Origin of the sequence: Streptomyces sp. NBC_00996 (assembly GCF_045162675.1) — a bacterium.
Lineage (GTDB): Bacteria > Actinomycetota > Actinomycetes > Streptomycetales > Streptomycetaceae > Streptomyces.
The window spans coordinates 10638299-10660303 of sequence record NZ_CP108723.1 but is presented as its reverse complement, the minus strand read 5'-3'; the positions used below and the strand labels follow the sequence as shown (position 1 = coordinate 10660303).

The 22005-nt window shown below is 69.3% G+C and carries 21 protein-coding genes and 1 pseudogene; 9 read left to right on the top strand and 13 right to left on the bottom strand.

Annotated features, from left to right (window positions below):
• Window positions 1-880 precede the first annotated feature (880 nt).
• The 4 genes from OG390_RS49445 to OG390_RS49430 form a co-directional block, all read right to left on the bottom strand.
• Window positions 881-1285: a DUF5131 family protein gene (locus OG390_RS49445; protein WP_406178330.1), complete on the bottom strand. Its 405-nt coding sequence runs from the start codon at window positions 1283-1285 to the stop codon at window positions 881-883.
• A gap of 174 nt (window positions 1286-1459) precedes the next feature.
• A complete protein-coding gene (locus OG390_RS49440) occupies window positions 1460-2332 on the bottom strand; it encodes a hypothetical protein (RefSeq protein WP_406177325.1) in 873 nt (290 codons plus the stop codon).
• Between the two features lie 77 nt (window positions 2333-2409).
• The gene (locus OG390_RS49435) at window positions 2410-3012 is read right to left on the bottom strand and encodes a TetR/AcrR family transcriptional regulator (protein WP_406177323.1); all 603 of its coding nucleotides are present in this window, start codon (window positions 3010-3012) and stop codon (window positions 2410-2412) included.
• Between the two features lie 1311 nt (window positions 3013-4323).
• Complete coding sequence (locus tag OG390_RS49430) at window positions 4324-5016, bottom strand: alpha/beta fold hydrolase (RefSeq protein WP_406177321.1); 693 nt, start codon at window positions 5014-5016, stop codon at window positions 4324-4326.
• Between the two features lie 716 nt (window positions 5017-5732).
• On the opposite strand from OG390_RS49430, the gene OG390_RS49425 reads away from it, so the two are divergent.
• Complete coding sequence (locus tag OG390_RS49425; RefSeq protein WP_406177319.1) at window positions 5733-6650, top strand: AraC family transcriptional regulator; 918 nt, start codon at window positions 5733-5735, stop codon at window positions 6648-6650.
• A 130-nt stretch (window positions 6651-6780) separates the two neighbouring features.
• On the opposite strand, the gene OG390_RS49420 is transcribed toward OG390_RS49425, so the two are convergent.
• From OG390_RS49420 to OG390_RS49410, 3 genes are all read right to left on the bottom strand, one after another.
• Window positions 6781-7152 carry a toxin Doc gene (locus OG390_RS49420; protein WP_406177318.1) on the bottom strand — a complete coding sequence of 124 codons (372 nt, stop codon included), beginning with the start codon at window positions 7150-7152 and terminating at the stop codon, window positions 6781-6783.
• A 1-nt stretch (window position 7153) separates the two neighbouring features.
• Window positions 7154-7402, bottom strand: a complete 249-nt coding sequence (locus tag OG390_RS49415) for a YlcI/YnfO family protein (protein ID WP_406177316.1) — start codon at window positions 7400-7402, stop codon at window positions 7154-7156.
• Window positions 7403-7654: 252 nt separating this feature from the next.
• Window positions 7655-8038 carry a DUF4158 domain-containing protein gene (locus tag OG390_RS49410; RefSeq protein WP_406177315.1) on the bottom strand — a complete coding sequence of 128 codons (384 nt, stop codon included), beginning with the start codon at window positions 8036-8038 and terminating at the stop codon, window positions 7655-7657.
• 32 nt (window positions 8039-8070) lie between these two features.
• Between OG390_RS49410 and OG390_RS49405 the strand changes: the two genes are divergently transcribed.
• Both OG390_RS49405 and OG390_RS49400 read left to right on the top strand, forming a co-directional pair.
• Window positions 8071-8214, top strand: a complete 144-nt coding sequence (locus tag OG390_RS49405; RefSeq protein ID WP_406177313.1) for a hypothetical protein — start codon at window positions 8071-8073, stop codon at window positions 8212-8214.
• A gap of 204 nt (window positions 8215-8418) precedes the next feature.
• Window positions 8419-8787: a VOC family protein gene (locus tag OG390_RS49400; RefSeq protein ID WP_406177312.1), complete on the top strand. Its 369-nt coding sequence runs from the start codon at window positions 8419-8421 to the stop codon at window positions 8785-8787.
• Between the two features lie 56 nt (window positions 8788-8843).
• Here OG390_RS49400 and OG390_RS49395 read toward each other — a convergent pair whose 3' ends face one another.
• Window positions 8844-9053: a hypothetical protein gene (locus OG390_RS49395; protein ID WP_406177310.1), complete on the bottom strand. Its 210-nt coding sequence runs from the start codon at window positions 9051-9053 to the stop codon at window positions 8844-8846.
• 183 nt (window positions 9054-9236) lie between these two features.
• Here OG390_RS49395 and OG390_RS49390 point away from each other — a divergent pair, with 183 nt between their 5' ends.
• Window positions 9237-9896, top strand: coding sequence for a hypothetical protein (locus OG390_RS49390; protein ID WP_406177308.1), 660 nt, complete (start codon window positions 9237-9239; stop codon window positions 9894-9896).
• Between the two features lie 369 nt (window positions 9897-10265).
• Here OG390_RS49390 and OG390_RS49385 read toward each other — a convergent pair whose 3' ends face one another.
• Window positions 10266-10664: an STAS domain-containing protein gene (locus tag OG390_RS49385; protein ID WP_406177307.1), complete on the bottom strand. Its 399-nt coding sequence runs from the start codon at window positions 10662-10664 to the stop codon at window positions 10266-10268.
• A 955-nt stretch (window positions 10665-11619) separates the two neighbouring features.
• Between OG390_RS49385 and OG390_RS49380 the strand changes: the two genes are divergently transcribed.
• From OG390_RS49380 to OG390_RS49370, 3 genes are read left to right on the top strand one after another with little or no spacing between them, the layout of a single operon-like run.
• Window positions 11620-11979 (top strand): hypothetical protein, encoded by a 360-nt coding sequence (locus OG390_RS49380; RefSeq protein WP_406177305.1) that lies wholly within the window; start codon window positions 11620-11622, stop codon window positions 11977-11979.
• A 4-nt stretch (window positions 11980-11983) separates the two neighbouring features.
• Window positions 11984-14761: a VWA domain-containing protein gene (locus tag OG390_RS49375; RefSeq protein WP_406177303.1), complete on the top strand. Its 2778-nt coding sequence runs from the start codon at window positions 11984-11986 to the stop codon at window positions 14759-14761.
• Entirely contained in the window at window positions 14761-16176 is a 1416-nt protein-coding gene (locus tag OG390_RS49370) for an extracellular solute-binding protein (protein WP_406177301.1), read from the top strand. Before OG390_RS49375 ends, OG390_RS49370 begins: the two co-directional genes overlap by 1 nt.
• Window positions 16177-16283: 107 nt before the next feature.
• Here OG390_RS49370 and OG390_RS49365 read toward each other — a convergent pair whose 3' ends face one another.
• Both OG390_RS49365 and OG390_RS49360 read right to left on the bottom strand, forming a co-directional pair.
• Window positions 16284-17336: an alcohol dehydrogenase catalytic domain-containing protein gene (locus OG390_RS49365; protein WP_406177300.1), complete on the bottom strand. Its 1053-nt coding sequence runs from the start codon at window positions 17334-17336 to the stop codon at window positions 16284-16286.
• Window positions 17333-18370 carry an NADP-dependent oxidoreductase gene (locus tag OG390_RS49360; protein ID WP_406177298.1) on the bottom strand — a complete coding sequence of 346 codons (1038 nt, stop codon included), beginning with the start codon at window positions 18368-18370 and terminating at the stop codon, window positions 17333-17335. Before OG390_RS49360 ends, OG390_RS49365 begins: the two co-directional genes overlap by 4 nt.
• Before the next feature lie 245 nt (window positions 18371-18615).
• Here OG390_RS49360 and OG390_RS49355 point away from each other — a divergent pair.
• Window positions 18616-18821 (top strand): annotated as a pseudogene (locus OG390_RS49355) (cytochrome ubiquinol oxidase subunit I); the annotation flags it as partial.
• Between the two features lie 671 nt (window positions 18822-19492).
• Here OG390_RS49355 and OG390_RS49350 read toward each other — a convergent pair.
• Window positions 19493-19837, bottom strand: coding sequence for a carboxymuconolactone decarboxylase family protein (locus OG390_RS49350; protein ID WP_406177296.1), 345 nt, complete (start codon window positions 19835-19837; stop codon window positions 19493-19495).
• A gap of 212 nt (window positions 19838-20049) precedes the next feature.
• Complete coding sequence (locus OG390_RS49345; protein ID WP_406177294.1) at window positions 20050-21000, bottom strand: MBL fold metallo-hydrolase; 951 nt, start codon at window positions 20998-21000, stop codon at window positions 20050-20052.
• A 77-nt stretch (window positions 21001-21077) separates the two neighbouring features.
• Between OG390_RS49345 and OG390_RS49340 the strand changes: the two genes are divergently transcribed.
• Window positions 21078-21809: a TetR/AcrR family transcriptional regulator gene (locus OG390_RS49340; protein ID WP_406177292.1), complete on the top strand. Its 732-nt coding sequence runs from the start codon at window positions 21078-21080 to the stop codon at window positions 21807-21809.
• The last annotated feature ends 196 nt before the right edge of the window (window positions 21810-22005 follow it).

Sequence of the window (22005 nt, the reverse complement as noted above, 5' to 3'; positions counted from 1 at the left end):
GCGGCCCGACGTACTACCCGCTACACCCGCACTGATCCCTACGTGCAGGTGCAAATACGCAGACTGTCGGGTCAGATGACCGTCTGGTCCGGCCGGTCCCGCGCACTCTCTCGGTTATCGCCGTCCGGTGGGTTGCGGGGCGCGTGACGGTAGCCGCTGGGAGGTTCAGGCGGGCGGCCATGTCGAGGTTTACCTCACCGTCCGGGCGCACATGGGACCAGAACAGCGGAGTCAGACCACGCCGGTCGGCGGGGGTGAGTAGGTCCGCCCACTCGGGTTCGTCCAGGACGTCCTGGAGCATGAGGGCGCTCGAACAGCCGTACCGGTGCGCGGAAGGGCAGAGTCATAGTCGTTGCGATGGCGGTGGTGATGCTCCCCAGGACGTCCGCTATCGCCTTGAGCAGGTAACCGTCTCCCACGAAACCGCGGCGGGATCGAGTCGCCGGGAGTGACACCACATCGGTTTCCCCAGTTCCGGCAGGAGAAACGGCCCGCTCCTTGAGCGCGACCGCCGTCTCCGGGTTCCCGGGGCGGGCTGATACCACTGCCGAGTGAAGTCTTCCGGCGAAGGCGGCCCGTGAACGGTACGACCACAGGAAGCGGCGCCGTAGAGAGGCGCGACGGGCGAAGACCGGTCGCGGAACTACGCCGTCCAGCACTACGTCGACATCCTCGCTGCCGACCCGGAAGTCCTGCGATCGATCATCGCGTCAGGTCCTCCGTCCGGTCGGTGCTCGGTTGCTGGGTGGTACGTAGGGCCACCGACTGACGAGCACTCCGCGACGGGTAGGGACCTTGAGGACGTACGGTCTACCCACCCTCTCCACGAGCGTCCTACTGACGATGGCATGCCCGAAAGCTGATACAATCTCGCCCGCGGTCACCCATCGTTGCGACTGGACCGCGTCGCACGGAGCGACTCCTGATCACGCGAGGTCGCCAGTTTCAGCCCCCGCCACGGACGCCGTGCGGGGAACTCATCCCCGGTCCGGCCATCGAGCAGACGGCCGTCGGCCTTCTGGGTCAGCCCACCGACCTGCTTGAACAACAGAGCCACCCGGAGATCGACACACCGGTCTCGAATATCGCGGACCCAGGCCAAGTCCAGCGACCGGTGAACCGAGCCGCTCTCGCCGCCGACGATCACCCAATCGATCCCCGACAGCTCCCGGGACGGCACCGGCCCCAGCAACGGCTCCAGCGACAAGAACCGGACGGCAGCCGGGATCCTCCGCAGCTCATCAGCCCGCCAGCAGTACTCATCCGACTCGATCGAAGTGCCGATCCAGACGTTGGACAGCGACTACGGACTCAAGGCGTTCCAGTTGGCCACACGCTGGCGCACGTCCTCGCGCACGGCCATCTCCGGCGCGCCGTTACGCCGAACTTCCTCAACGGGCTTCACGACGGGTCGGTCGCCTCTCCGTCGCAGGCGGAACAGCAAGCCCTCCCGACGCCGTCAGCCGGCCGACGGAACGTGCCGCGGGCGGCCGCCGTGCACGTCGGGCAGGGCCAGCAGCCCGAAGGCGCGGTGGGCCGCACCCGTCCCACGCCGGACGACGGCCACGGCGATGAGGGCCGTCGCGGCGGGCACGCCGAGCCACCAGCCCAGCAGATGGATCAGAACACTTGAGGCTACGGCGCTGCCGAGCGCCACTCCGAAGACGGCACCCAGCACCGCGAGCACGATGCGGACGTGCCCGGGTGCCGCACCGCTGCCTGGCTCACGCTCGCCCGACCCGAGCCAGGAGGCCATCGCTCCCAGCATCACGGGTACGAGGACGGCTCCCATCCCGTACAGCGTCAGCGCGACCGGCGAAGACAGCCAGTCGCCGACGCGCGACAGGACTTGCCTGAAGCCCGGGTGCTCCGGCCAGGCCGCGAAGGTTTTCCGGTCGGCCGAGAAGAACCGCTGGTACCCGCGCCCGTCCCAGCCGTGGACCAGGATGAAGAACATCCCGAGGTATCCCACTCCGGCCTGGAGGAAGGCGGCGTACGCGCGGCCGGCCGCGATCAGCCGCGCAGCGACCCAGTATCCGAGTAGGCCCTGGCTCACGTTGGTTGCGGCGAACAGGGCGACCAGCCAGGCGGGCAGCGCTTCGTGCCCAGGCGCCACCTGCATCGTCTCCCAGTCCGGGAAGCCCCAGAGCAGCCATGCGCCGCTGGGCGCGAACAGCACCGAGCAGTACAGGACGGTGCCCATCAGGTACGGGTCCGAACACCGAAGGACGCGGCGGCGGGGCGAACCGGGCCTGCCGGCGAGTTGGTACGCGGCGGCGGTCGCGAAGCTTGCGCCGATGCCGTACGACCAGAAGACGTCGACCTGGACCATCGTGCTCTCCTCTCCGGAATGACACGTCATTCCGCTTCGAAGGCAGAAGAAATGAACGGTCCTTGCGGGCCCGCGGCTCAGGAGGAGCCGAGGCCGTCGAACATGAGGGTTTCCACCGTGTGAATCCACGGCTGACGCATGCCGGCGGGGTCCTGCACGTGCAGCAGGCGTACGGCTCCCGTCACGATCATCCCGTTCACCGCGAGCCCGACCACATGGGCGTCCAGATCGCGACGCAGAAAGCCACGGTCCTGGCCGTTGCGGATGAACGCGGCGGTGTACGCGGCTGCCGCCTCCATGGCCTTGCCCGCAAGGTCGGGCTCGGCGCGGTCGATGGCTATCGCGTCGTAGAACAGAATGCGGCCCAACTCCGGCTCGGCAACGACGAGTTCGAACAACTTGTGGCCGATCCGCCTGACCTGCTCCCGGTACTGCGACAGTGTCTCCGAGGAGCCGGGGTCTTCGTCGGACAGCGCGTCCGTTATCCGGCCGAGCGCTCGCGATACCACGCTCCGCGCGATGTCCTCCTTGTTCCTGAAGTAACGGTAGAACGTGCCGTGTCCGGCGCCGAGTTCCCGCGCGATGTCAGAGATGCCGGTCGCGTGGTAGCCGCGTTCGGCGAATACCTTTCCCGCGGCGCGCAGGATCGCGTCCCGCTTGTCGACCACGCCTCCGGGCACGGAGTTCCCCTCACGTCAGCGGAACGCGGAATGACGTGTCATTCTCGAACTGGCCACCGGCCACCGTCAATAGACCCGACTCCGTCCGCCGGGCGAGGAAGCCGAAGCAGACAGCGTGATAGGGCCGCCTCGCGGCGGCGCTGGGCACGGGCCGCCTCGATCGGGGACGGCTGGTCGGCCAGAGGGTTCCGTGGCCGGGGATCAGCGGGAGGGGAACCGGCGTCGGAACCGAGTTACGCGGGGCTGGTGCGGGCGGCCGTCCGGTGTCGTGCAGCGCGAGCCGATCCGGGCGTGCAGTTGCTGCGCCCGCTCGCAAGGAGCGGTGATCCGGACGGTGCGGTCGGTACCGACGGGGGCGTCCTCGTCAAGAACAGAGCCAGACTCGATTCCCCCAGCGGCTGAAGCCGCTGGTCCCAGGAAACTGATGGAAGGCGGCCATCAACTCCCATAACACGCTGCCTCTTTGGCGTCGCCGACTCTCAACGGGCTCGTGGCGCAGGCTTTCCTGTACGTCATCCTGGGGCGACAGCGTCAGGGCCGTTATCGCCCGCTGCGAGGAGTTCCTGGCGACCATCTTGGCCCAGCCCGCCTGGACCACCCCCTGGGGCAGGTCCCAGACCCAACCGCCGGCCATCCACCTCAACCCAGTGCGCGTCCTGCCGAACAGCCTTGACTCCGTGATGCCCCCGCCCACCGGGCATAGGTGGACCTTCCCGCAGAGCAGCTACCTTCGGCGGCAGGCACGCGAACCACTCCAGGCCACCGAGCCTGACGACGCGGCGTACCAGGCTGCCTGTACCCGCTTCGAGTTCCTCGCCTCCATGATCGCGTTGGACTCTGCAGATGAGCGCCGACGTATGCCCTGGGTAGGACAGTTCAACCTGCCGCTGTTTGAACGCACACGGCACTTCACGGCCTGCTGCTCCGACGTGGCGCCCGGCTTCCTCCAGACGCCCGGCTACGCCACCGCGCCACTACGAGCGATCGCCGCCATCCGGCACCTGCCCGCTGGCACCGGAGCCGTCCGGTCTCATCAGTGCAGCCGGCAGGGCCTTTTCGCGCCGTCGAACGCCGACTCAAGCAGTGTCCTGGCCTGGGCGACGGCTGGACGAAGCAGTGGCCCGTCTCGTGGCGGGCCGACGGGGACGACGCATCCTGCTCGGTACAGGACCTCGTACACGAGCAGTTGCGTGGATCGCAACCCGCCACCGAACCGGCGTGGGAGCACGTTGCCCGTGCGAGGCGGTGCGGTGAGGTTGCCGTCGCTTCAGCCGCGCGGGCAAGTGGTGCGAAACGACGCCTGAGCGGGTCCTATCGGTGGGCGTCGGCGGTGATCAGACGGGCCAGTTCGGCGGGCATGGACAGGAAGGGAGAGTGGCTGGAGGGCAAACGGTATGAGCGATCAGCTCGGGCCGCCATCGCCTCCTGGAGCACGGGCGGCAGTACCGCGTCCTTCTCACAGACGATGTAGCTGGAGGCCACTGTCTTCCACGCCGCTGCCGTGAGCGGTTCGCTGACGGATTTCACCGTCTGCAGGACCAGCCGTTCGGCGGCGCGGTCGGCGTCCTCCTGGGCGGCGTCGGCGTAGAAGTACGTGTACGGATCGTCGGGGGCCGGGAGCGTGCCGCTGTCACCGCTGGGAAGCTGCCCTCCGCTCTGGCCGGCGAGCGAATCGCCCTCCTCGAGCTGGAACGCGGACAGATACACGAGGCGGGACACCTTGGGGACGCCGACGGCAGCCTCCGTCGCGGGCAGGCCGCCGTAGGAGTGCGCGAGGACGGTTACCGGCCCCTCGATGCCGTCCAGGCAGGCGCGGACGGCGAGGGCGTCGTCGTACATGCCGGCGGTGTTGTCGGGGTCGGCCGAAGCGCTCGGCAGATCGACGGTGGCGACACGCCATCCCAGCGCGGTGAGTTCGGGGACGAGTTTCTCCCAGCACCAGGCGCCGTGCCAGGCACCGTGGACGAGCAGGATCGCGGGCTTGCTGTGTACTGCACTGGTCATGTAACGGCCTTTGACGGGGAAATTTTGCGGCAGGAGCGCGCCCTGCACAAAAGCGGAGTGGTACCCGATGTGGTCCCGGGCGCATGGGGCAGGCCGGGAGCAGGTGAAGGCGCTTGGCTCATCGTCGACGCTAGGGGGGCGGTGCGGGACGGGCCATGCTTCACCGTCCGCGCTTCTTGCGCGGTCGTCCCCGACACGTCCGGCGAGGCCTGCCGAACACGTCGGGGAGGCCTCGCCGGACGATCGGTCAAGAGGAGCGGACCGTGGAACATTCCCCGGCTTCACGGGGTGTATTAGGTTCTGCGGCAGGCCGCGGTCACGCACACCACTGGCCGCGGCGTCACCGAGGAGCAGCACGTGGGAGCCGGGGCCGACCGCGTGGTTTGCGGAGTCCGCGGTCCGGGCCGCGCCCGGACCGCGGCTTCCGCATGGTCTGCCAGGCGATGTCGGCGCACCGGGCCGCAGGATGCCGCCCGGCGCGGGTGCCGGACCGGGGCAGCAAGCAGGACGAGGGAGTGAGCAGGCACGTTGTGCGCGTGGTGCCGAAGGACAGCCGCCGTCGCATGGTCGCGTGGATCGGTCGCTGCACCTCGCCCAGCCGGCCCGTTCCTGCGGCACACGCTGCCCGCGTCCAGAACCTGTGAGACAGTGCGCCGCCGACCCGAGCAGGGCCCGCTGACCGGACCGCTTGGGCGACTGCGGCCGGAGGACAGCCAATGGACCCCCTGACCGACGTACTCGGCCTACTCGACCTGCGCACCGCCCAGTTCGGGCGGCTCGAAGCCGCGGAGCCGTGGGCCGTCGGTTTCCCGGGCTACCGGCACATCAAGTTCGGTGCGGTGCTGCAGGGCACGTGCCGGGTCACCGTGGCCGGCCTCCCGGAACCCGTGACGCTCGCCGAGGGCGACTGCTACCTGATCGGCAACGGCCGGACGTACGAGCTGTCCGGCGGCCGGACGGTGCGTGCGGTCTCCAGCACAGAGGTCTTCGCGAACTATGCCCCGGGATCCACCGTCCGGATCGGATCGGCACGGGACGCGGTTGTCGTAGGGTGCGGATTCGACCTCAGCGAGGCGGACTCCGCGGTGCTCCTGGACGTCCTCCCGCCACTCATCCACGTCGGTGGCTCGTCCGGTGTCGCGGACGCCGTCCGGGGCGCGCTCGAGATGCTTCGCGCCGAGACCGACGCTCCCGGTCTGGGTACTCCCTTTGTCACGGAACGGCTGGCGCATGTCCTGTTGGTCCATGTGCTCCGGGCCCATGTCGCAGACCGCGGCGCCGCCGAGGGTGCCTGGCTCACCGCCCTTGCCGATCGCCAGGTCGGGGCGGCACTGGCTCTCCTGCACGACATGCCGGCGCACCGCTGGACCGTCGCGGAACTCGCAGCCAAGGTCGGCATGTCGCGGTCCCAGTTCGCCGCCAGGTTCACGGAAAGCGTGGGCGTACCGCCCCTGGAGTACCTCGCGGGCTGGCGAATCCGCTCCGCGGCACGCGAATTGCGAACCGGCGACCGCACTGTGGCGGCAATCGCCACCCGCTGGGGCTACAGCTCCGAGAGCTCCTTCAGTCACGCTTTCAAACGCGTGATGGGAGCTTCGCCAGGGCACTACCGGCGGCAGAACCGCTCCCACTAGCCTCGGCGGCGCACCACCGGAGGCTGTGCCGTGCAGGCCACCGCGCCGCACCAGGCACTGCGCGGTGCGGCAGATGCAGCAGCGCCCCGGACGAAGGGGAAGTCCGGGGCGCTGCTGCATCAAAGTGAGGTCAGACCCGCCAGGAGCGGATGCGGTCGGCTGCGTCGTATCCGTCGGCGCGGCCGGCGTCGATGTCGCGGGCGAGGTCGATCAGCGCGCCGTACGGCGGGTCGATGGTCTCGCTGGCGGCGTCCATGTACGCGGTGACGATCGCGGCGCCGTACAGGGCGTTGCGGGCCGGGAGGGGGCGCAGCCGGATGATGGCGTGCATCAGGGCGGCTGCGCGCCAGGCGTTGTCGACGGTGATGCCGACCTGGGGGGTGTTGACGCGGTGGCGGGCGACGGCGGCCACGAGGTTGGAGAAGTCGTGGACCGAGGGCTGCTTGGGCAGGACCTCCGCTTGGCGTTCGAGGAGCCAGCGGATGTCGATGTGAAGCTCCACGTCAGGCCGCCCGCCCCGAGGCGTCCAGCCGGTCCGGGGCCTCGTCGGGGAAGGCCGCGTCGAACGCAGTCGCGTTGTCGGCGATGAACGTGCGGAAGACCTCCGCGGCGCTGTCCAGTCTGGGGTCGCGGACCACGTTGTGCGCGGCCTCGGTGATGAGCGCGGTGACCGTGGTGCCCTCGGCTTCGGCCCGCTCCCGCAGTTGCGCGTGGAGCTCTTCGGGAACCCGGATCGTCACTGACTTCGACATGTTCCGACCGTACAGCAGGGTGTACAGCACGGGGGCAGATACGGCGGAACCGAAGCCGTACGAGGCCCCATTCCAACCTCGGGTTTGGGGCGCCGGTGGCACAGACGACAGAACTGATCAGTGACACCACCTGGGAGAACGCCGGGTTCATGAGACGGATCGGGCCGCTGAAGAGGTCCCGACCCTGGATCCAGGACCCAGCCCCGTGCGCGGAGACCACCGGGAGAAACAGCGATCTCGCGATCGCGATCGTCACGCACGCCTACTGGAGCCCGGCCGACGCCGGCGACCGGCCCAAAGCCCCCTCTCGATCAGCTCCGCGCGCACCTGTTCCTCGCGACGCTTGTCGTGCCAGATCGCGTCGACCAGGTGCGCGGTGAGCTTGACCTCCTCGTTCACCCCGTACTCGTGCCAGCCGGTCAGCCGACGCAACTCACTTCGGTGGCGTTTGGCCGTGCGCCCGGTGAAGTCGTAGAACGCCAGCTCCGCGGCCAGTACTCCGACCTGCTTGGCGACGTGCTCCACCGCATCTGGCGGCAGCTGGATACGCAGCTTGGGAAACCGGCCCCGCCAGGTGAGGGACTTCAACTGCACGGCGAACCCGACCGGGTCGCTCCCGTCTTGTTGCGCAACCACGTCACCTCGTCGCCCATCAGCGTGAAGTGCTCATGACCTGCCAGAACGGCCACCAACTTCTCCTACGCGGCGAAGACGGGGACCGTGGCGAATGGCATCTGCTGGCCGCCCGCCACAATCTCCGCAAGATCTTCCGACACGCCGGGATCACGGGACTTGCTGCCGCGACCGGCTGACCGCTCGGGCACACAGGCCCCCACCGAAGCTCCGCCATCTTGAAGTGGCTGGTCAGCGGGGCGGCGTGACCTCGTTTCGGGGTGCTCGTGCTGGTCGTGGGCGGCAGTCTGTGTTGTAGATCGTCCGGCGGGGTGGTTTTGCCGATGCGTTCGCCTTCCTCGATCGGTCTACCCAGCGACACGACCGTTCTCGACAGGAGTGCCATGTCCACCATCCAGCCAGTGATCGTGACTGCCGACCAGGCCGTTCTGCTCGGCTTCTATACGAAATTGTTCGGCGCTGAGGAGATCTTCCGGGTACCGGCGGAAGGCCCGGCCTTCTACCTCGGCTTGCGCATCGGCGACACCGACCTCGGGCTGGTGGCCCAGGCGAACCCGGGGACTGGGGCGGCGTCGCGGATCCTGCTCAGCATCGGTGTCGACGACGTCGACGAGACGCTCGGCCGGGTGGAGGCGCTGGGCGGCTCGGTCCGCGGCGGCCCCAACGACATGCCGTGGGGACAGCGCGTCGCCCACATCCAGGACCCCGACGGCAACCCGGTGAACCTCACTCAGCCGATCCCGGCCCGGTGACGCTGTTCCGGGGACACCTCCGAGCACGCCAGGCCACCAACGGCGATCACGCCCGATCACGACCACACGGCCAGTTGCCGTGAGGCGCCCCAAAGAGCGTCCAAAAAGCCTGCCAGCAGTCCGATCACACCGACCCGTGTCGGTGAGAACCCGGAACGGCTTCGGCCCCATCCGGACGCTTCGCAGCGGGCAGTGTCGCCGACGCGGGTATCGTCGCGCAGCTCGGTGAAGGTCTGGGCGACGTCGTCGGCGGAGACGGTGGTCATGACGCGGTAGACATCACCGGCGTCCCTAGCCCACCCGGGCTAACAGACGCGCATGTCCCCGGCATCGGGCGGCACAGTGTTGATGCGAGCTCCGGGAAGCTGCTTCCCTCGTCGCACCGCCTCTGCCGCCAGGAGCAAACACCCTCGAAGCGATGAGCACTGTATGACGTGCTGGGAGGATCCGTGCACGACAAACCGCTGAGCAGGATCGTCAACGAACTCTTGCGTCTGCGCCACGACTCGTCACACACGTCACAAGACCGGTCGTCGCCTGCCGGTTTCGGCTTGGATTCCGCGCTGGTCAGCGACTTCGTTGCCGGCACACTGGATCCCCAGGGCGAGGCGGCACTTGCCGACCAGGTAGCGCGGCTCCTGCCGTTCCACTGGGTCCTGCCCACCAAGACCACCGAGTCGGTAACGCAGGTCATCGACCACCTCGGTGGTCAACGTGAGCTGATGGCATGGCTGGACCGACACGCAGGACTGCCTCGACTGGTGGCACGGATGTACGTCCTCGAGGGACTGCTCGATCAATTCAGCGAAGAGCCCGCGGTCGTCACCGCCCTGCGCGAATCACGGGAGCAGACCCCCTATCCACCCGGCCTCAAGGGTTACCTGGTCCCGGAAACCGACGACGAAACCCTCGGCAGCATCGCCTTCAAGATCGAGGAGCTGCTGGGCGACGGTCGAAAGGATGAGGCTGTTGAGCTTGCGCTGGCCACGGTGGCATGGCTCCGCCAGGTGGCGCCGCGCGCGGAACAACTCGATGCCAAGGTCGGTGACATGGGCGAGCTGATGGATCATGTTCGCCAGGACATTCAGGCCGCGGCAGCCGAGACCTGAGCAACGCAGCCCTCGGAGGACTCGAGGCTCCTACGAGCCCGCAAGTCGCGCTGATCGTCGGCCGTCGTGCGTGGGCCGCGGCTCCAGGAACGGCCGACGCGTCCGTTCGCAAGGTGGTCGGACGGGCCGTCCGGGCGGGTGAGCCGGTTCAGTCTGCCCGCCAGGTCCAGGCCCATAGGCAGTACGACGTTCCCGCGAAGGTCAGCTCGGCAGGCGCTGTGCCGAGGCGCATGCCGGACGCCAGGTGGGCGCTGAGCACGTATCCCTCTGAGAGCAGAGGCCTCACTGCCCGACGTCTGCACGTCTGCACGGTCCTTGTCGCACGCGAGGTCCCCCCGCCGACACCGCGCTTCGGTCGTCACCTTCGCCTCAGCCATGGGGCCAGTGCGCGAGACCGCTGCCCGATGGAACCTGAAGCGTTGCTTCCCCTGGTGAGTCGTAGAACTCGTAAGCATCGTGGAGGCCGCTGATCTCAAAGACCTTACGCAACCGCGCAGAGGGACACGTGATACGGAGTGAACCCTCGTGCTCACGGATGCGCTTCGTGCTTGCTACGACCGCCCCCAGCCCTACGGAGTCCAGGAACGGTACAAAGCACAGGTCCAGGACGAAGTGGCGGTGCCCCTCATCGAGCAGCTTGATCACTGCTTCGCTGATCCTGGGCGAGGTGTGGACGTCTATCTCGCCATCGACCTCGAGAACGGTCCAGCCGTTCACCACGTCGTAGCTGATGACCATGCGCTCGCCGCGGATGATGTTCGTTCGCATTGCCTGCCATCCCTCTTCGCCTTCCGGACGGCATAAGATCCCCAGCATGGCGCGTAGCACGGGCGTGCTCAGGTGCCTCTGGCCGCCTGCAGATATGTCTCACTCCACTCCAAGTCGCCCGCATGCTGATCGCAACCTGGAATCATGTCGCCCCTCGCCCACGGCGGGGGGGACGGAGCCCCGACCAGTGGAAATGCGGCGACGACAGCATCCGGCTGCGGCTCCCGAAAAGCTGATCAGACACGAAGGCACGGAGTACGTCGTGGTGATCGCGTAATCGCGGCTCGGGCGCGTGACCATCGTTCTCATGCCTTCCGGTCGATCGGCGCTGTGGTGTGGACCTCGGCGTCCGGGGCCAGCCGCAGGCCGGCCATGGCGGGGAAATCGGTGAGTTCGATCCAGCCGCCGTCGGTTCCGTCGTCCCAGCTGGCCCAGAGCCTCGACTCCTCGCCGCACCAGGTGTCGATGTCCTCGCCCGGCTGCTCGACGGTCCCCTCACCGTGCCGGTACCGCAGGTACAGGTATTGGCCCGTGGTCGTCCAGGCTCGGTCACGACCTGAACGATGTGATCGTCATCGGCGACGGCGAGACTGGTGGCGACCATGCGGTCCCCCTTCGTGGAGGAGAAACGCGCGTCGAGGGCGGGGCAGCCATCGACCCTATGGTGCGTCTGGCTGGTGACGGAGGCAGCGCCCCAATCGTCGGCCAGGTGACGGGTGCCCTCAGCAGCATCCTTGAGTTCAGCCGGCCCGGCTCCGTGTACATCCATGACCAAGGAGGCCCCGATGGAGCGCCACGACGACCATGCCGCACGGCGCGCAGCGCCCAGGCTCTGCCGACGCGCCACACGCCCCGCCGCCCGATGCCCCAGGCGGCTCACCGTGACGGATCCCGCGACCCTCCCCCGTCGCCAACAGCCGTGCCATGATGGTGAGTTATGACTGAGGGGGAGGATGTGGCAACCCGTGCGATCCGGGTCCGGCTGGACGGGACCGCTAGCCAGAGCGACATCGACGCTCTGAAGAAATGGCTGGAGCGGGAGAAACCACTGGAGGAGCTGGTCAGAAACGGCGATCTGCGGATCCAGGAGAGCGCCGGGACCGACAAGCAGGGGACGGACGAGCACGGCAGGCCCATGGGTGCCGCGATCGAGATCCTCATGCTGCTCTCCGGGGCGGCTGCCCAGTCCGCGTTCGACACCGTGTTCAAGCAAGTCGGGAGGGGCGTCAAGGCCTGGTACGAAAACCGCCGTTCCGTGGAGAGCGGCGATCCGCCCGACTACGACGTCGACCCGGTGACCCTCGACGAGAGGTAGGCCGGTGCTCCGCTTCGACCCGCGTGGAGAGGTGAACCGGGCACTGCTGATCGGCGTGTCCGCGTACGACTCCACGCGGCCGGACGACCCGCACGGCGTCCCCGGCGACCTCGCCGCCGTGGCGCACAACATCTCCCTGCTGGAAGAGGCGTTGCCGCGCGGCGGTGTCTTCCGCAAGGGAGAGGTCGTCGTCTCCGGGTCGCCGTACCTGGACGCGTTCAGCGAGTCGCTGCGCATCGCCGCCGACGAGGCCGAGGGGCTGCTCCTCTTCTACTTCGCCGGTCATGGGGCCGTGCCCAGTGCCGGCGACGAGCTCTGGCTGCAGATGCGCAACGCGCGCGTCGTGCCCGGCAGCCGCGCTGTGTTCCCGGGCGCCGACCCTTTTTCCAGCGTGCTGACCGTGCTCGCCACGAGCCGGGCCCGACATGTGGTCGTCGTCCTCGACTGCTGCAACGCGGGTAACGCCGCCCAGGTGTGCGAGGCCCTCGCCGATCGGCGGCGCTTCTCGGTGCTGATGAGCGTGCAGGCCAACAACCGGATCGACGCGGGGGACGACGCGAGCGCCACCCCGTTCACGGCGCGGCTGGTGCGGCTCCTGGAAGGCGGCATCGACCGGCAGGGCGCCGACGTGGGGTTCCAGGACCTGTCGGAGGCGCTCACCGCACACATGTCCCACCACAGGACCCTCCGCAACGAACGGTGGGAACCGCAGCGGTGGGGCGACACGGACATCCTCCTCTCGAGCCCGTCCACCGCGACACCGCCCGAGCCGCCGGCAGCAACCCCCGGCGTTCGGCCGCCACCCGTGCATCCGCTGCCATCCGCGAAATCGCCGCAGGAGGCCTCGAAGGGGGCAGCCGAGCCTCGCGGTGAGCCGGAACAGCCGTCCGGCTCAGCGGAGTTGGAACAGCCCTCACCGCCGTCGCGGCGGCCCCCGGCGCAGCCGGCAAAGGCCGCCGAACGTGCCGGTGAACTGCCGTGGTGGCGACGCCTGTTCACCCGGTTTCGCGCCTGGACCCTCGCCGTGCCGTCCGCGGCCGGCCGGGTGCTGCTGTGGCTGCGGAACAAGCCCCGCCACACGGCGGTGGCCGCAGCCGTCCTGATGGCCGCGGGCATCGGCGGCTACCTGGCCTTCGCCGGCACCGGTCCCGACCAGTCCTCCTGCGGCCCGCCCCTCGAACTGCGCCTGCTCACAGACCCGGACATCGAGTCCACCGTCCGTAAAGCCGCGGACGCCTATCTGACGTCCGCAGCGAACACCACGCCCGGCGGCTGCCGACGCAGCGGGATCACGGTGTACAGCGCGGGCACGGCGGACGCCGTGACGGGTTTCCGCGGCCAGTCCGACCCCTGGCAGCGTCCCGTCAGCGACGACCTCGACCCGCAGCGCGACATCGGCCCGCAGCCGGACATCTGGATCCCGGCGACGTCCGCGAGCGTGGCCCGGGCGCAGCCGGTCGAACCGCCGCGCACGTACCTGACGCTGGAGCCGGACGGCCCGTTCGCGTACTCCCCGATGGTGCTGTCCGTGCCGCAGAACATCGCAGAGGCCTCGGTGAGCGGCCGGACCGGGGTTTCGCTCGCCGCGCTCAGGAAGAAGCTCACCCGGCAGCAGAAGGACGCCGACGTGCGGCGCACCGACCCCGAGTACACGGATTCGGCGTTGCTGGCGACCGTCGGCCTGTACGGCCCCGGCGCGGCCGGCGTGAGCACGGCGGAGGGAAGCGTGGCGCAGTCGGGACCGCCCTCGCTCACGGGCTCGGACCTGCTGTGCACACTGCCGGACGACCGGGCGGTCGACGACCGCACCGCCGCGCTCGTACCCGAGTTCCTGATGGTCAGCGGCGTCGGCTGCGACCGGACGACGCGCAGCAGGCGAATGGCCGAGTACCCCACGGACGTCCCGGCCCTGGACCCCACCTTCGTCCGTGTCCGCTGGGAGGACGCCGAACGCGACAAGTCGGCCCGGGACGAGGCCGTCGGGCGCTTCCGTGTCTGGCTCACCCACGGAGACGGTGACGCCGAGAAGCCCGGCGGCGGACTGGACGTCTTCGGCGACGACGGCTTCCGCACCGTTTCCGGCGCCCACGACTTCCTCACCGCTCCCGACACGGAGGCCGGGACCCTCGCCCACCCCGGCCGGCTGCCCTCCCCCGCCGATGCCGACGCGATGACGACGGCTCTGCAGCGCTACCGGAACGCCAACGGCCCGGGCCGGGTCCTGTTCCTCCTCGACAGCTCCGGCTCGATGGGCGACCTGTGGGAGGGGCCGGGCGGCGCCCCCGGCATCCTGAAGCAGTCGCTGGGCGGCCTCGGCGATCGGGACGAGTACGGCATCTGGGCCGTGGCCTCACGCGGCGGCAGCCCGTCCAGCGTGCTGTTGCCCTTCGGCCGCCACCGGCGGGCGGACGCCGAGAAGACCATCGACCGCAAGACAGCGGTCCACGACGTCGAAGCCGATCCGTACGGCGCGCTGAAGGCGGCCCTGGACTACATGGCCGGGCGTGGCAAGGACGATGAGCGTCCCCAGCTGATCGTGTACGTCACCGACGACGAGGACAACAACCACCTCACCGGCGGAAAGCTGGGCGATCTCCTCACGAAGGCCGAGGACAAGGGCGTTCCGGTGGTCATGGCGGCCCTCGACAGCGGCGGCTGCGACCGGGGCAAGCCGGACGCGCGCGTCTCCGAGGCGAGCGGCGGCCGCTGCCTGGACACCATGAGCGATCTCGTCGCAGGCCTGCGCGACGAGGTGGCGCGCACCGGAACGGGAGACGAGTGATGCGATCGCGGACACCGGGGTTGCGGTGGGTGCTCGCCGCTCTGCTCACGGCCTGCGCGGCCTGCACCGGCGGCGGCACCTCCCCGCAGTCCGGTGCCACGATCGCTCCCGGCAGCTCCGGGGACATCGTCGTCGCCAGCGGGCGGGACGTGACGGGCAAGGGCGGCATCCGCCAGCAGCTCATCGACGCGTGGAACACCCAGCAGGACCGGCTGCACACGAACCGCCACGCCCGCCTGGTGGAACTCCCGGGCTCCGCGGACGAACAGCGCAGCCAGCTCCTCGGCGCGCTCCAGTCCGACAGCGCGCAGTACGACGTGGTCAACCTCGACGTCACGTGGGTGCCGGAGTTCGCCGACGCGGGGCTGATCCGCCCGCTGCCCGAAACTATGGTCGACGGCGACGTCATCAAGTCCGTGGCCGGCACGGCTCGCTGGGACGGCAAGGTCTACGCAGTGCCGTTCAACAGCGATGTCGGGCTGCTCTATTACCGCCGTGACTACCTGGACCAGGCGGGCGTGCAGAACACCGACCTGAGCAAGGGCCTCGACTGGGCGGAACTGAAGGAGCTGATCGGCACGCTCGACGAGAACACGGGCAAGGACAGGCCGAGCGGCTACGAAAAGGGCTGGACCGCGCAGTTCGGCGCCTACGAGGGCCGCACGGTCAACGGTGTCGAGGCGTTCGCGTCCGCCCCGGGCGGCGTCACCCTCACCGACGGCGACGGCCGCTACACCGCCTCCGTACAGGATCTGGAGATGGGCCTCGCGGAACTGCGCAGCCGTACCCAGGGCCCGTACCTCCTCAAGGACGCCCTCCATTCCGACGAGGCCGCTTCGCTCACCGACTTCGCGAACGGCCGAACAGCGTTCCTGCGCCACTGGCCGTACGCGTACCGCACCCTCCACCAGTCCCTGAGCACCACGCAGCTCGGCGTGGCCCCGCTCCCCGGCACGGCTGTGCTCGGCGGGCAGAACCTCGCGGTCACCCGGTCGTCCGGACAGGAGGCCGGGGCACTCGACTTGATCAAGTTCCTGACCGGCGCGGAGAGCGAACGCTGTCTGCTCGACGCGGGGTTCGCGGCTACGCGGAAGTCCGCGTACCGGGACAACGACGTGACGTGCCGGTCCGCGAAACCCTCCGGAGCCGCGACCGTCACCACCTCGCCCTCATCGTCGGGCGAGAGCACGGACCGGATGCCGCGCGACGACCACGGACGGCCCGAGTACGCCCGCGGCATCCTCCTCCCGGCCCTCACAGGGGCCGTGTCACGCCCACGCACCCCGCTCTACGGCGCCTTCACCCAGACCTTCACCACCGAGCTCGGCAAGCTCTTCACCGACGACCCGCCGAGCGACAGCGAACTGGCCAAGGAGCTGGACAAGGCGCTTCGGGGTGTCCTGCCCGACAGCTGATCCCCTCGGTGTAACCCGGCGTGCGGCATGGTCGCGTTTCTCCGGGATGGCGTGCCGGCTCTGCGGTCCGCATAGGGGGCGCGACGGGGCGGCGGCGCCGGGACGCCTCAACGGGCAGGGTCGAGAAGAATCTTGCGGACTCCGTCGGCGCGGCTGTTGAACAGTTCGTATGCTCCGGAGCCTTCGGAGAGGGCGAAGCGGTGGGAGACCACGACCTCCGGGGTGATCCGGCCGGCTTGGGTGAGGGCGATCAGGGCAGGGAGCTCGTAGTGGATCGAGCACAGTCCGATGGCGAACTCCAGCTCCTTGATCTGGGCCAGTCCCATGTGGAAGGGAAAGGCCTTGTTCTGGCTGACCCCGATGACACTGACCCGGCCGGCCTGACGGACGGCTTTGAGAGCGAGTTCGATGGTGGCGTCCGAGCCCACGGCCTCCACCACGGCATCCGGTCCGCGTCCCGCGGTCATCTCCCGTATGGCCGCCCGTGCGTCCTCGCCCTCGACCGGCTCGACGCCCAGGGTGGCGGCGAAGGCCCGGCGCTCCGCGACCAGATCCGCGCCCAGTACACGCGCGGCGCCCATCGCGAAGGCGGACTGGGCGGCCATGAGCCCGACCGGGCCGAGGCCGATGACCAGGACGGTCTCGCCCGGCTGGATGCGGGCGCGACGACAGCCGTACCAGGCCGTGGGAGCGTTGTCCGTGAGGACCACGGCAGCGGCGTCGGAGATGCCCTCGGGCAGGTGCACCAGGTTGATGTCCGCGTAGGGCACGGCCAAGGCCTGGGCTTGACTGCCCGGGAGCTGCGGGCTCACGCCGTAGCAGAGGTCCGTCGGATTCTTGGCGCGCTCGCAGCGGGCGGTGAACCCGGCCGCGCACGTCCGGCACAGGGTGCAGCCGACCGAGGCGGGAACCATGACCCGGTCGCCGGGCTTGAAGCGCGTGACCTGGTCGCCCGTCTCGACGACCACGCCGACACACTCGTGTCCCGGGGTGTAGCCCAGTTCCGGGCTGAACGGATTGCCCCCGTAGATGTGCAGGTCGCTGCCGCAGATGCCGGCCGTGGTGACCTGGACAACCGCGTCGGTCGGCCTGGTGAGGGTCGGGTCGGGGACATCCTCGTAGCGAATGTCGTGGCGGCCCTGGTAGGTCAGCGCCTTCATCGGTTTTCTCCCTTCTCGCTGCCCTGCTCCTCCGCGACCTTGAGCACCAGCTTGCCGCGGTTCTCACCGCGGAACAGCCGCATAAGGGTCTCGGGGAACGCCGCCACTCCACCGGACACCACGTCCTCGAGCGACTTCAGCTGCCCCTTCGCCCGCCACTTGGCCAGCTGTGCGATGCCCTCGGCATAGCGGTCGGCGTAGTCGAACACCACCATGCCCGTCATGGTGGCGCGGTTCACCAACAGTGACATGTAGTTGGCGGGGCCCTTCGGCTCGGTGCTGTTGTACTGGGAGACAGCGCCGCAGATGACGACGCGGGCATCTCGCGCCAGCCGGAGCAGCACGGCGTCCAGGACCTCACCGCCGACGTTGTCGAAGTACACATCGACGCCGTCGGGAGCGTGTTCGCGCAGCGCCTTGCGGACGTCCTCGGTCTGGTAGTCGATCGCGGCGTCGAACCCCAACTCTTCGACCAGCAACCGGCACTTGCGCTCGCCGCCGGCGATGCCTACGACCCGGCAGCCCAAGGTCTTGGCGATCTGGCCGACGACGCTCCCGACCGCCCCGGCCGCTCCGGAGACGACGACGGTCTGGCCGGGCTCGGGACGTCCGATGTCGATCAGACCGAAGTAGGCAGTCAGGCCCGACAGGCCGAGGGCGCCGAGGTAGGTCGGCAGAGGCGCCGCCGCCGGGTCGGCCTTGGTGATGTCGCGCCCGTCCGACAGGCAGTACTCCTGCACGCCGAACGCGCCCGACACATGGTCGCCGACCGTGAAGCCGGGGTGCCGGGAGGCGATCACCCGTCCCACCGCGCCGGCACGCATCACCTCGCCCACCTCCACCGGGCGGATGTAGGACCTGCCCGCGTTCATCCAGCCGCGCATCGCCGGGTCGATCGACAGGTAGAGCACCTGCACCAGGAATTCCCCGTCGCCCGGCTCACCGACGGGCTCCTCGACGTGCTGCCAGTCAGTGTCACGCGGCTCGCCCACGGGACGTGCGGCCAGGCGCACCTGGTGGTTGATTGTGGTCATCTCCGGCGGCTCCTGCAGTCGGCGGTGGATAGGGGCCGGCGGGCACACCCGGCAGGCTGCTCGTCGCCGCGTATCGGCCCCTGAGGCATACCGTCCAGTCGGTACGTCGCCGTGAGCGTACGGTGCCGCCTGGCCGGGGGCAAGAGAGTCCGGGTGCGACGTACGACGCATACGCACGCCGCGGCGCCTCGCACCGCGCGCCCGCCGGCGTCCGCGCGCCCGGAGACCGCACTGCGAGGCTCGCCCTCGCGGGCCTGCTCGCCGTGGCCGTGCGGGGCGAACTGGCCCGCCCCGAACTCCAGTTCGTGAACGAGCACACTTGCAACCAGGTCTTCACCATCCATGGCACCGTCATGATGCTGCTCTTCGCGACACCCATGACGTACTTGATGTTCGGCGGCCTGACAGTGGTCTCGGGTTTGTCGTGCCCGGCGGCGCGGCCGCGTTCGGCTGCCCCCAGTCAGCCGGGCGAGTACTTACGTCCGCGAAACACTCACTTCGCGGGACCCATCCCACCATCACTCGAGGCCGTGGCACGCGAGATTGCTCCCAAAGAGAGCCTGACCCCTGTCACTCGCATGAGAAAACGGATCCATGTCCGGGCCCGGAGGTCCGAAAGGACATCGCACGGACATGGTGGCCTGATGGATAAGCCGTCCCACTCAGCTGGCTGCCCGGCCTGATCCTCGGCGTCTCGCGTACGACGCTGGCGATGTCCCGTGACCGGCACGTGCCGCACGCCCTGCCCGTCGCCGACCCGAGCTCGCACGTGCCGCACCGCGCCGAGCTACGGGCTGCTCTCGAAGAGTGGGCATGCCGAGAGCCTGACGCGCGGGTCGGGTGGTCCTCGGGTCATGGGTGGTCACTGACGGTTTCGTCGGGTCAGGTGGCTGGTTCGGGGCAGTGCCGCGAGGTGGCTGAACGCGACGGTCAGCTGGTGGCTTCAGGGCTACGTGACGGGGAGCTGTATGAACGTTGAGCGGCGGATCCGGCAGGCACGCCCGGGTCACCACCGCCAACGGCCGCGACCGCCACGCGTTCGAGGCACACTCCTGGTCCCTGCGCTGCGGCATGAAGAGGCAAGGCCATGATAGGAGGGCGGGTCGCTGCGAGTGGGGTGACCTACTGATGGGCGGTGTCGTCCTGACCGGCCGAGGTGAACGACCCGTGGACGCTCTCCATGGCGAGGGAGGCTTTGGGGTATCCGATGTAGCCGGCCAGGAGCGTCATGAGGGCGGTGAGCGTCTCCTCGTCGAGCCCGTGGCGTCGTGCCAGTTGCAGATGGGTGCCCAGGCGGTCTTCGGCCACGCCTTGGGCGGCCAGGGCAGTGATGATGGCGATGCTGCGATCCCGTCCGTTCAGTGCGGGATGTGCCCATGCGGTTCCGCCGGCGGCCTGGAGCGCCTCTTCGGCGAACGGCAGCCCGACGCGCCTGGAGAAGGCCGCGAGCACCTCCTCCTCCGGCACGGCGAAGATCCTCGCGTAGGCTGAGATACGGCGCTCTCGTCGGCCGTCGGATTCTGGGACGTTTGGGCTCGCTGCACCCGGTTCGGTCTGTGTGCTCATTGCGTGGATTCCCTTCTGTTCACACTGCGGGCCAGCGATGTGCGCGCCGCGTCCTGGCCGACAGGGGGCAGGAGGTCGGGCGAGCGGGTGGCTGTCTGGATGTGCCGTGGGTTTCAGCCTGCGGGGTCGGCGTCATAGAAGGTCCGAGCGGCGAAGCTGATCCATTCGGGCCGTTCCCAGGTGTTCCAGCGAGCGCGGGCGTCCTTGTCGATCGTGGCCGCCGCTTCGTCGGCGGAGGCACCGGCTGCCCGCAGGCGACCGGCTTCGTCCCGGACGTAGGCGAGGTAGTCGCGGACATCGCGAATCAGCGAGACGTCGCTCACCTCGCCGTGGCCGGGGACGACGATCTCGGGGTTGAGGGCGGTGAGCTGGTCGAGCACGGTGATCCAATGCGCGCCGTCGACGTCGGCGTCGTACGGCGGAAAGTACGGCGTGATCGGGAAGATGCGAGTCTCGAACAGGTCACCGCCGAACAGCACGCGGTCGTCGATGAGCACGGTCTGGTCGGAGGCGGTGTGTGCCGGGCCGACGGTGCGCAGCACCGCTGTGCGACCGCCGAGGTCGATCTCGGCCTGGCCGTCGTAGGTGAGGTCGGGGTCGATGAGGTCGACGCCCTCGAACTCGGCCGCGACGGCGGCGCTCAGGCCTTTGAACATGTCGATGTATGCGGCGCCCTTGCGGCGCAGTTCGTCGCGCTGGCCCCGGTTGTAGATGATCGTTGCGGCGCCCTTGAAGGCCTGGGCACCGAAGCCGTGCTCGGGGTGGAAGTGCGTGACGGTCAGGTACAGGCGCCGCTCGCCGGCCAGTCGTCGGGCTTGGTCCAGGACGTAGCCGCCGTTGCGGGGGCCGATGCCCGTGTCGATGACCAGCGCGGCCTGCTCGCCCACGATGATGCCGACGTTCGGGACGAGCTCCACGCGCTGGTCGGGGATCACGAAGACGCCGTCGGCGACCTGCACCGGCTCGCCGCTCACGATCGGCGCCGACGCCTCACTCACGTCAGGCGCGCGGTGCCCGGTCGGCTCGGTCCTCGCCTCGCTCGGCGAAGGTTCTGTGGTGCACATGGACCTACTCCAATCTAAACAGTGTTCAGATGACGCTTCGAGCGTAGCATCGATCTGAGCACTGCTAAGATGGGGACATGGCCAAAGGGCACTACCATCACGGAGAACTGCGGAACGCACTGCTGGGGGCCGCAGAGGCGCTGGTCCGCGAACGCGGAGCCGAGGGCTGGTCACTGCGAGAGGCCTCAGCCCGGGTCGGAGTCAGCTCGAGCGCCGCCTACCACCACTTCGCCTCTCGCGACGCCCTCGTCCGCGCACTGTCCGAGCGCGTGCTCGGCGGGCTCGGGGAACGCATGAGCAACGCCGCCGGGCATCCGGACGGACCGAGTGCCGACCACCAGCAGCGCCTGGTCGCCGTCGGCCGCGCTTACGTCCGTTGGGCCCTGGAAGATCCAGCGGTCGCCCGTCTGGCCTTCGGCGCGGGGGGCACGGACCCGGAGACCGTGATCTCCCCCCACCCGCACGACGTGCTCGATGTGGAACTCGACCGGCTCGTGGATGCCGGTGCCCTGACCGCCTCAGCCCGCCCTGGAGCCGCGTTCGTCCTCTGGGCGGCTATACACGGGCTCGCCACTCTGCTCGGCGATGGGCTCATGAGCCTCGACGGCCCGCAGGCCGTCGATCGAGAGGTTGAGCGCGTCGTACGAGCCGTCCTCAGCGGCCTGACCCAGGAAACCGCACCGTCCCGAAAGTGGCCGACAGCGCGTTCCGCCCATACAGAACGCCGGTCCAAGCATCAAGGCGACACCTCCGCGGACGAGCCGCAGGCGGTCGCTCCGACTTCGCCCAAGGATCGACCACCGCACTGACCCGGCGGCGACGAAGACGGACGGGCGATCTCGCCGTCGCCCTCGGCATCTCCCCGGATGGATGGAGACGTCGTTGCGGCCGCATGCGCGCGGGAGCTCGGCGAGAAGACCGACGGCCGCCGAAACGCCTCGCCGCGTCAACGCCCGAGGTTCTCGGGGGCTGGACCTGGTCGCCATCGGCGCGGTCGAGGACCGA

Excerpts from the sequence above, each read along its gene's own strand:
- OG390_RS49395 (WP_406177310.1), bottom strand. The coding sequence starts at position 9,053 with ATGACCACCGTCTCCGCCGACGACGTCGCCCAGACCTTCACCGAGCTG.
- OG390_RS49405 (WP_406177313.1), top strand. The coding sequence starts at position 8,071 with ATGACCTGCCAGAACGGCCACCAACTTCTCCTACGCGGCGAAGACGGG.
- OG390_RS49385 (WP_406177307.1), bottom strand. The coding sequence starts at position 10,664 with ATGCGAACGAACATCATCCGCGGCGAGCGCATGGTCATCAGCTACGAC.
- OG390_RS49370 (WP_406177301.1), top strand. The coding sequence starts at position 14,761 with ATGCGATCGCGGACACCGGGGTTGCGGTGGGTGCTCGCCGCTCTGCTC.
- OG390_RS49430 (WP_406177321.1), bottom strand. The coding sequence starts at position 5,016 with ATGACCAGTGCAGTACACAGCAAGCCCGCGATCCTGCTCGTCCACGGT.
- OG390_RS49425 (WP_406177319.1), top strand. The coding sequence starts at position 5,733 with ATGGACCCCCTGACCGACGTACTCGGCCTACTCGACCTGCGCACCGCC.
- OG390_RS49345 (WP_406177294.1), bottom strand. The coding sequence starts at position 21,000 with ATGTGCACCACAGAACCTTCGCCGAGCGAGGCGAGGACCGAGCCGACC.
- OG390_RS49400 (WP_406177312.1), top strand. The coding sequence starts at position 8,419 with ATGTCCACCATCCAGCCAGTGATCGTGACTGCCGACCAGGCCGTTCTG.
- OG390_RS49340 (WP_406177292.1), top strand. The coding sequence starts at position 21,078 with ATGGCCAAAGGGCACTACCATCACGGAGAACTGCGGAACGCACTGCTG.
- OG390_RS49415 (WP_406177316.1), bottom strand. The coding sequence starts at position 7,402 with ATGTCGAAGTCAGTGACGATCCGGGTTCCCGAAGAGCTCCACGCGCAA.
- OG390_RS49440 (WP_406177325.1), bottom strand. The coding sequence starts at position 2,332 with ATGGTCCAGGTCGACGTCTTCTGGTCGTACGGCATCGGCGCAAGCTTC.
- OG390_RS49365 (WP_406177300.1), bottom strand. The coding sequence starts at position 17,336 with ATGAAGGCGCTGACCTACCAGGGCCGCCACGACATTCGCTACGAGGAT.
- OG390_RS49360 (WP_406177298.1), bottom strand. The coding sequence starts at position 18,370 with ATGACCACAATCAACCACCAGGTGCGCCTGGCCGCACGTCCCGTGGGC.